The 8,455-nt window shown below is 48.5% G+C and carries 9 protein-coding genes and 1 pseudogene; 6 read left to right on the forward strand and 4 right to left on the reverse strand.

All coding sequences use genetic code 11. The features are described 5' to 3' along the window. The 6 genes and pseudogenes from ABYP73_RS09080 to ABYP73_RS09105 form a co-directional block, all read left to right on the forward strand. Positions 1 to 405: pseudogene (locus tag ABYP73_RS09080) on the forward strand (MerR family transcriptional regulator); the annotation flags it as partial. Between the two features lie 23 nt (positions 406 to 428). Continuing rightward, positions 429 to 1,886 (forward strand): phytoene desaturase family protein, encoded by a 1,458-nt coding sequence (locus ABYP73_RS09085; protein ID WP_372974108.1) that lies wholly within the window; start codon positions 429 to 431, stop codon positions 1,884 to 1,886. 8 nt (positions 1,887 to 1,894) lie between these two features. Further along, a complete protein-coding gene (locus tag ABYP73_RS09090) occupies positions 1,895 to 2,734 on the forward strand; it encodes a phytoene/squalene synthase family protein (protein ID WP_372974109.1) in 840 nt (279 codons plus the stop codon). Positions 2,735 to 2,744: 10 nt separating this feature from the next. Further along, entirely contained in the window at positions 2,745 to 3,194 is a 450-nt protein-coding gene (locus tag ABYP73_RS09095; protein ID WP_372945991.1) for a sterol desaturase family protein, read from the forward strand. A gap of 5 nt (positions 3,195 to 3,199) precedes the next feature. After that, positions 3,200 to 4,687 carry a 1-hydroxycarotenoid 3,4-desaturase CrtD gene (gene crtD, locus ABYP73_RS09100; RefSeq protein WP_372974110.1) on the forward strand — a complete coding sequence of 496 codons (1,488 nt, stop codon included), beginning with the start codon at positions 3,200 to 3,202 and terminating at the stop codon, positions 4,685 to 4,687. Next, the gene (locus tag ABYP73_RS09105) at positions 4,680 to 5,312 is read left to right on the forward strand and encodes a carotenoid biosynthesis protein (RefSeq protein ID WP_372974111.1); all 633 of its coding nucleotides are present in this window, start codon (positions 4,680 to 4,682) and stop codon (positions 5,310 to 5,312) included. Before crtD ends, ABYP73_RS09105 begins: the two co-directional genes overlap by 8 nt. Here the strand turns inward: ABYP73_RS09105 and ABYP73_RS09110 are convergent. The 4 genes from ABYP73_RS09110 to ABYP73_RS09125 all read right to left on the reverse strand — a co-directional run. Further along, positions 5,297 to 6,022 (reverse strand): DUF3291 domain-containing protein, encoded by a 726-nt coding sequence (locus tag ABYP73_RS09110; RefSeq protein ID WP_372974112.1) that lies wholly within the window; start codon positions 6,020 to 6,022, stop codon positions 5,297 to 5,299. The genes ABYP73_RS09105 and ABYP73_RS09110 overlap by 16 nt on opposite strands. A gap of 7 nt (positions 6,023 to 6,029) precedes the next feature. Continuing rightward, positions 6,030 to 6,593, reverse strand: a complete 564-nt coding sequence (locus ABYP73_RS09115) for a TlpA family protein disulfide reductase (RefSeq protein WP_372974113.1) — start codon at positions 6,591 to 6,593, stop codon at positions 6,030 to 6,032. 1 nt (position 6,594) lies between these two features. Beyond that, positions 6,595 to 7,152, reverse strand: a complete 558-nt coding sequence (locus ABYP73_RS09120; protein WP_372974114.1) for a TlpA family protein disulfide reductase — start codon at positions 7,150 to 7,152, stop codon at positions 6,595 to 6,597. 64 nt (positions 7,153 to 7,216) lie between these two features. After that, the coding region (locus tag ABYP73_RS09125; RefSeq protein ID WP_372974115.1) for an aconitase family protein at positions 7,217 to 8,455 on the reverse strand (1,239 nt) is incomplete at its 5' end.

Raw genomic sequence — 8,455 nt, forward strand, 5'->3', positions numbered from 1 at the left:
ATCAGCACAGAAAAGATTCAGGAGATGGAACCTACGCGAGAGGATAAGGTCTTTGTACTCTTCCTGCCTGAGAACGAGATCCATGAAATAGGATTGCTGTTCGTGAACTACGAATTATTGCTAAGGGGATACAAAACGATCTACCTGGGCCAGACTATGCCCCTGGAAAGCCTTACCGACCTGCAGAAATACTACAACAATCTTCATTTTCTCTCCTACTTTACGGTAATTCCCACCAAGGACGGTTTGCAACAGTATATTGAAGATTTCAACCGAATCCTAAGTCCGAACGGAGTTTCCAAACTTTGGATCCTGGGCAGGCAGACCCAGTATCTCACGAAGGACAAACTGCCCGGTCATATCCGATCCTTTGAATCCGTGGAACACTTATCTGCCGCCCTCTAGGGCTACGCCTATGCTTACCTCTTATGAGTAAAAAAGTTGTCATCATCGGTTCAGGGTTTTCCTCCCTATCTGCTTCCTCCTATCTGGCCAAGGCAGGTTTTGATGTAGAGATCTATGAAAAGAACGCAACCGTAGGGGGCAGAGCCCGACAATTGATCAGAAACGGATTTACCTTCGATATAGGCCCGAGCTGGTACTGGATGCCGGATATTTTTGAGCGCTTTTTTAACGATTTTGGAAAGAGCACATCAGACTATTACCAATTGGATAAGCTGGATCCGGCCTACAAGATCTTCTTTTCTGACGATGTGATCACCGTGGGTGACAGCATGGACAAGATATGCGAAGAATTTGAACGCATCGAGCCCGGAAGTTCGGGACACCTGCGCAAATTCATCTCCAAGGCCCAGGAGAACTACGACATCGCTATTAATAATATCGTGTACAGACCCGGTCTCTCCCCCTTTGAACTCGTAACCAAGGAAACAGCTATGAGGGTCGACCAGTTTTTTAAAACCATTAGCGGGCAGGTCCGGAAACAGTTCAAAAACCCCAAGCTCATCTCCACCCTGGAATTCCCTGTCTTGTTCCTGGGAGCTAAGCCCAGTAAAACTCCTTCCTATTACAGCTTTATGAATTATGCCGACTTCGGACTGGGAACCTGGCATCCGAGAGGAGGTATGTACAAGATCATCGAGGGTATGAAGTCACTGGCCGAGGAACTGGGTGTAAAAATACACACGGGGCAGACCGTGAGCAAGATCCTGGTCAAAGATGGGAAAGCGACCGGGATCGAAGCAGGTGGGAAAACTATTGAGGCTGATTTCGTCCTTTCAGGAGCAGATTACCATCATTCGGAGACGCTGCTGGAGCCCCGGTACCGGCAGTTTTCGGAAGACTATTGGAACAAGAAGACCTTTGCCCCCTCTTCCCTGCTGTTCTATGTGGGATTCGACAGGAAATTGAAGAATGTGGAACACCACAACCTGTTCTTTGACACCGATTTTGAAAGACATGCAGAGGAAATCTACGACCGGCCTAAATGGCCCACAGAACCCTTGTTCTATGTAAACTTTCCTTCAGTCACAGACCAAAGCATGGCACCCGACGGCTGTGAGACGGGATTTTTCCTCATTCCGATAGCCCCCGACCTGGAAGACACCCCGGAACTCAGGGAGCAATATTTTGATATCGTCATCAGGCGCCTTGAAGAGCGTACAGGCCAAAGCATCGAAAATAATATTATATTTAAAGAGTCCTTTTGTGTAAAAGATTTCAAGGAACAGTACAATTCCTATAAGGGAAATGCCTATGGAATGGCCAATACCTTGTTGCAAACGGCATTCCTCAGGCCCGGCCTGAGGAGCAAGAAAGTGAAGGACCTTTATTTTACCGGGCAACTGACGGTTCCGGGCCCGGGAGTCCCACCCTCCCTGATTTCGGGTAAACTGGTTTCCGAACTTATCACTCAGAAAAAATAAACATTGCTATGAAGTCTATTTTCGACAAAGTTTCATTTGAGTGCAGCAAGACCGTGACGGAGTCGTATAGCACCTCATTTGCACTGGCCACCAAAATGCTGGCCCCGTCCATCCGAAAAGATATTTACAACATTTACGGCTTTGTCCGCTTTGCAGACGAGATCGTGGACACCTTTCACGACTACGACAAAGAAAAATTGTTCAATGCCTTCCAAAAAGATCTTGAGGACAGCCTGGCTGATAGGATCAGCCTGAATCCCATTCTGAATGCATTTCAGCACACGTATCATCGCTATGGGATCCCCCGGCATCTTGTGGATGCCTTTATGAAGAGTATGAGGATGGACCTCGACAAACAGGTATATGCCACCCATGCCGAATTCAAGGAGTACATCTACGGTTCTGCAGACGTGGTCGGCCTTATGTGCCTCCGGGTCTTTGTCAACGGGGACGACCGCCCGTATGAAGTCCTGAAAGATTCGGCCATGGCGCTGGGATCGGCATTCCAGAAGGTTAATTTCCTCAGGGATCTGAAAGCGGATTACGAAGACCTCAACAGGTCGTATTTTCCCAACACCAATCTCCTGCAACTCGATGAAGCTTCCAAACAGAGGATCGTAGAAGAGATAAGGGAAGACTTCAGGAAAGGGTATGAAGGAATTGCCAAACTCCCCAATGAGGCTAAATTTGGAGTGTACACGGCCTACAAGTACTACTATCAGTTACTGAGAAAACTCCAAAAGACACCTTCCCTGCAGATCAAGAACGCCCGGATCCGTGTACCGAATTATCAGAAATTCGGATTGCTGGCCACCTCCTATGTAAACTATAAATTGAACCTGGTATAATTTTATCACCATGCAGATCGCACTTTGGATCCTGATTTTTTTGACCACCTTTTGCATCATGGAATTCATGGCGTGGTTTACCCATAAATACGTGATGCACGGTTTTCTCTGGAGCCTGCACAAAGACCATCACCGCAAGGACCACGATTCGTGGTTCGAGAGGAATGACGCCTTCTTTATTTTCTATGCCGTGATGAGTATGTCCTTTATCATACTTGCGGGGGAAACCTCCTTCTGGTATGGATATCCTATTGGTTTTGGGATCATGGCCTATGGGGCTGCTTATTTCCTGGTTCACGATATTTTTATCCACCAGCGTTTCAAGCTGTTCCGGAATGCCAATAACTGGTACGCCAGAGGGGTGAGAAGAGCGCATAAGATCCACCACAAGCACCTGGGGAAAGAAGACGGAGAATGTTTCGGCATGCTCTGGGTACCTTTGAAATACTTCAAGAAATAAGGCCTATGCCCAAGGCCATCGTTATCGGCTCGGGGATTGCAGGCCTGGCATCTGCTCTGAGGATCAGAAATCTCGGGTACGACGTAGACGTCTATGAGAAAAATCCCTATGCCGGTGGCAAACTTCACGCCATTGAAAAGGATGGTTTTCGGTTCGACCTGGGTCCTTCTCTCTTTACCATGCCACACTTTGTGGATGAACTCTTTGAACTGCACGGGAAAGAGCCCGACAAATTCTTCCGGTATTTCCGAAAAGAGACCATTTGTAATTATTTCTGGGAGGACGGTGCCCGCTTCTCAGCCAAAGCCGATAAGGATTCCTTTGTTCGTGATGCTGCTGCTGCTTTTGGGGAGGATATGGCAAACCTCGAATCTTATCTCGAAGGTAACCGGAGAAAATACGATCTTACGGCTGGTATCTTCCTGGAAAAATCCCTGCACAAGGCGAGCACCTACCTCTCACGGGATACCCTGAAGGCGATTGCCAGGCTCGGTAGCCTGGACCTGAATACTTCCCTGAATATGGTAAATTCACGAAGGTTCAGGAATCCGAAGCTCGTTCAACTCTTTAATCGCTATGCCACTTACAACGGTTCTTCGCCCTACAGGACCCCCGGGATCATGTCCCTGATCCCTCACCTCGAAATGCATTACGGCACCTTTATTCCCGAAGGGGGGATGCACAGGATCAGCCAGAGCCTGTACGAACTGGCCCGTGAGGTCGGTGTCAATTTCTTTTTCGAAAGGGAGGTGAAACAAATTCTTACCGAAAAGGACCGCGCTGTGGGTATTATGACCAGTGAAGCATCGCATTCCGGGGATATCGTGATATCGAATATGGATATTTACCCCACCTATACAAAGCTTTTACCCCATCTTCCCCATCCCAAAAAAACGCTTGCACAGGAGAGATCCAGTTCAGCCCTTATATTTTATTGGGGGATAGAGGGAGCGTTTGAGGAACTCGACCTCCACAATATTTTCTTCAGCAAGGATTATCCCGGGGAATTCAAAGCCATCTTCGAAGATAAGAGCCTTTTTGAAGATCCTACTGTATATGTTAACATTACCTCCAAGGATGTGCCTGGCGACGCTCCCAAAGGGTCCGAAAACTGGTTCGTCATGATCAACGCCCCGGGAAACTACGGGCAGGATTGGCAAACCCTTAAAATGCGTGCCAGGAAGCAGATCCTCCGTAAATTGGAAAAATGCCTGGGAAGGGACATAGAATCCAGGATCGTCACTGAACACATCCTGGATCCCATAGGTATCGAGAACAATACAAGTTCTTACAGGGGCGCCCTGTACGGGGCTGCGAGCAATTCCAAATTCGCTGCCTTTCTGAGGCACCCCAATTTCTCGAGGCGACTTGAAAACCTTTATTTTTGTGGGGGTTCAGTACACCCTGGCGGGGGCATACCCCTGTGCCTGCTTTCGGCTAGGATCGTCTCAGATTTGGTACCTCAACCTGTCCTAATAAAAGAAAATGCCTGAAATAAAGAATATACAATGGGCCATTTGGGTCATCTGGATCTTCCATATCTCAGCCCTGATCGGTATCAGTGTGGGTTTTGAGACTTGGTTTGTTTCCAAGACCCCTATTAATCTCCTGATTTCCACCTTTCTGCTCTTTCTGGCGTTCCCTGTAGACAACCTTAAAAAGATTGTCACATTTATCACTTTGTGGATCCTGGGAATGCTGGCAGAATGGATTGGGGTTCACTATGGGATCCTCTTTGGATCTTATGCCTACGGTACCAACCTGGGACCCAAAATCGATGGGGTTCCCATTCTCATCGGGATCAACTGGGCGCTGCTGAGTTTTATCACCGCAAGCATTGCACAATACGTCTTATCCAACCGGATCCTACAGGTCTCATTCGCAGCCCTGTTGATGCTTGTACTCGATTATTTTATGGAGCAGACTGCGCCCCGCTTTGATTTCTGGGAATTTGAGGACGGTATCCCACCCTTGTGGAATTACTGGAGCTGGCTGGGATTGGCCCTGATCTTCCAGGGGGTCATCCGATGGCTGAAAATCGCGGGCGACCTGAAGTTCTCTGCCCATCTGTACGCAGCCCAACTGTTCTTTTTTCTATACTTTTATCTCTGGTTCTGATCCGGCAGGTTTATATCCAGCGTCCTTAGATCTGCACCTTTCCAGCTGCCCTCGTATCGATAAGGCTGAAACCTGGAGAACAATTCTTCACGGTACCAACCCAATTTCCGGGTGTCCCCTATAACCTTGATGTGTTCCCTGCTTCTGTAGGCAAAGGCATCTAGGGACGGCTGGTCTTTCCACAAGCTGAAGGTCGCCATCTGCAGGAAGGGCACCTCTCCTATCCCTTTGGTAAAAAGGAGTCCGGGATTATCCTTCAGAGGACGCTGGGATGCAGGTACACTCTTCCAGAATTTTCTAAGGAATTTGAATTTTATCGTGGCCCGGGTTATAGCTGCTACATAAGGAATATCCTCAGAGGTCGCCGGATGTGGTGAAAAGGGCATTTTACCCGCCCACCGACCCCTGGACATCTTGTTCTTCATATAAAGGACCCAGTGTTCGTCACTCTTTTTACGGTACCTGACCATGAGCCCGGAATCCGCAAAGAAACGGTCTGCGCTTTCCTGGTTTTCCCATACCTGCAGGAGGGCATAAACCGTCCAGTCGGGCATGGGGTTAAATCCTGCCTTGCCGCTACCGAGCAGTTTGTAGAAAGTCTGTCCTTCCACCCTGCTAAGGCTCGAATGGGCAAACTGCATCATACCGAATGCCCAGATCTTATTGAATAGCGTCTTGTATCTGAAGAAGGTAAGGGTTGTGATCTGCACGGGGCTCCTATTTGGAAAGCAGGCTATCCAGCAATTTCCGCACATCGGCACCATTCCAATTATACTCCCCGGATTTAGCCATCACCACTTTTCCCTCCCTGTCAATGATAAAGGTAGTTGGGAGACTGGGGTTGTAAAAGAGCTTTGGAGTAATGCCGTTCTCAAAGTATACTGGGAGATCGTATCCTTTTTTATCCATGAACCGGGTTACGTTCTTCTCCTTATCCCGGGCAACAAAGAGGAATCGGACCCTGTCCCCGTAGGAGTCGTATACATCCCGCAGGGAAGGCATCTCCTTGATACAGGGCGGACACCAGGTGGCCCAAAAATTGATGAGAACCACATCTCCCCTGAATGTTTCAAAGTTAACGGCGTCCCCTCCATATTCTTTAAGCGACCAGTCAAATACTTCCACGGTTTCATTTTTCCTCTTCTCCACCGGAACCGTGTTCTCCGAAAATAATCGGTTCGTGTATTTGATCGTATAAAATTTAATGGGCTTGAAGAAGACTATACCTGCAATCAGACCTATGATCAGGATCCCGAATATGTATGGCGTTACCTTTTTCATCTCATTCCAACAGCTTATTAATGAGGCCGACTATCTTCGTACTATCCCAATCGCCTATTCCATCCCGTTTAACTACGATATTTCCCTGCTTATCCAAAATATAGGTAGCCGGGGGTTCCATGACCTGCAGGGGAGATTTCTCCCCAATGATCAGGTAGGTCACGGGAAAATAAAGGTCGTTCTCCTCCATGAACTCTTTGACCGGTTCCCGTTCCTCATCGGTAATGATATAGAAATCGACCTGCCCTTTAAATCGATCGTAAAGCTTTTGAATGCTTTTCAGTTCTGCTGCACTGGGAAGACGCCAGGAAGCCCAAAAATTGATAAAGACCACCTTTCCCTTAGACCGCTCAAAACTGAAGAAATCCCATTGCTCATCTTTTAATGTCCATTCGTAGTCGGCGATCGCCACCCTGTCGTTTTCCGGGATGACATCAGGCGTACCAGCGAACAGTCGGTTCAGGAGGATCTTGCTGTGATATCCCAGGGGTGTCACAAAAAAGGAAAGCACCAGGACGATCAGCAGGATATTGAAAATCGTCTTTTTCTTAATGGCCATGAATACGCGACTTGATCGGGTTACCTATGTTTCCGGTTAAACTCTATAATACTGACCTTTTGGCTCAAGCCGCATTTTCTTTTTTGATCATATTCAGGGCCGATCCTTCCCGGAACCATGCGATCTGCTGCGCATTGTAGGAATGATTCGCCTTGATCAGGTCCTTGGATCCGTCTGTATGTACTACCTCTATGGTCAGGGGAACATCGGGTGCAAATTTGTCGATGTCGATAAAATTGAAGGTGTCGTCTTCCTGTATCTTATCGTAATCATTCTCATTGGCAAAGGTAAGGGCGAGCATCCCCTGCTTTTTGAGGTTGGTCTCATGGATCCTGGCAAAGGACTTCACCAGCACAGCCGCAACACCCAAGTGCCTGGGCTGCATGGCAGCGTGCTCTCGGGAAGAACCTTCTCCGTAATTGTGATCTCCCACAACGATGGTTTTGATCCCTTTGGCCTTGTATACCCTCTGTGTATCAGGAACTCCCCCGTACTCCCCTGTCAGCTGGTTTTTAACAAAATTGGTCTTTTTGTTAAAGGCATTTACCGCCCCGATCAGGGTGTTGTTGGAAATGTTGTCCAAATGCCCTCGGTACCTCAACCAGGGCCCGGCCATGGAGATATGGTCTGTGGTACACTTGCCGAATGCCTTGATCAGGAGTTTCATCCCCTTCAGGCTTTCGTTGGTGATGGGCGTAAATGGTGCGAGCAACTGCAGCCTTTCTGAATCCGATGCCACTTTGACCTCCACGGAGCTTCCGTCTTTCCTGGGAGCGATATACCCGGCATCTTCCACGGCAAATCCTTCCGGGGGCAATTCATAACCCCTCGGTTCGTCCAGCTTAACTTCCTGTCCCTCCTCGTTGATCAGGGTGTCTGTAATAGGGTTGAAATCGAGCCTGCCTGAAATGGCGATGGCCGTCACCAGCTCCGGGGATCCCACAAATGCCAGGGTATTCGGATTACCATCAGCCCTTTTGGCAAAATTCCTGTTGAAGGAATGTACGATGGTATTCCTGGGTCCGGTGGCAGCTTTGTCGCCATAACGGTCCCACATCCCGATGCAGGGGCCGCATGCATTGGCAAATACGGTGGCCCCTATGTCGTTGAAGGTCTTGATGAAGCCGTCCCGCTCTATGGTATAACGCACCATCTCAGAACCCGGGGTAATGGTAAATTTCGACTTGGTCTTGAGTTTCTTATCAGACACCTGCTTGGCAAGGGAAGCAGCCCGTGAGATGTCCTCATAGGAAGAGTTCGTACAGGACCCGATAAGGCCCACTTCCACATTCAGGGGCCAGTC

It is taken from the genome of Muriicola sp. (assembly GCF_041567615.1).
In the GTDB taxonomy this organism is placed as follows: domain Bacteria; phylum Bacteroidota; class Bacteroidia; order Flavobacteriales; family Flavobacteriaceae; genus Muriicola.